The 547-nt window shown below is 44.1% G+C and carries 1 pseudogene; it reads right to left on the bottom strand.

Going from position 1 to position 547, the window contains the following annotated elements:
* Positions 1-547 (bottom strand): annotated as a pseudogene (locus tag HT691_RS11035) (FIVAR domain-containing protein); the annotation flags it as partial.

Genomic DNA, 547 nt, shown 5'->3' with positions numbered 1-547 from the left:
TTTATCCTCAGTTAGTTTATTTTTCGCTGTAGTTGTCGCTGCGGTTGTTACGGCATCTTCTGCCGCTTTCAAGGCTGCTTTGGCTGCGTTTACTTTCGCTAGCTCTGCTTGTACAGCTTCTGGTGTCGCATTGTCGTCCGCTATTACTTTTTTCGCTGCTTCCACTGCTTTATCCGCCGCTTCTTTTGCTTTAGTATATGCGTCAACTTTGCTTTGTGGCTTGTCATCTGTAGTTGGTTGACTTGCTACTTCGCTTGCTAAGTCGTTATTCGCTTGCGTTAGAGCTATCTGGTCTGCTTTGTCGACTAACTGCTCTTTCGCTTTGTCTAACTTACCTTGCGCTTCTGTTACTTTTTCTTGCGCTTCTTGAATTTCAGCTGCTGTCGCATTGTCACCTTTAGCTAATACTGCTTTGGCTGCTTCCTTCGCTGTTGCAACATCTGCTTCTGCTTCTTTCTTAGCGGCTTCGTATGCTTGAATACTTTCTGGTGTCTTACCTTCTGTACTTACAGCTTCATCTAACTTCGATTTATCCTCAGTTAGTTTA

Origin of the sequence: Streptococcus sp. 477, from assembly GCF_013277295.1 — a bacterium.
Taxonomy (GTDB): domain Bacteria; phylum Bacillota; class Bacilli; order Lactobacillales; family Streptococcaceae; genus Streptococcus; species Streptococcus pseudopneumoniae.
The sequence above is the reverse complement of the archived record's forward strand: the minus strand, read 5'-3'. Positions and strand labels throughout refer to the sequence as shown.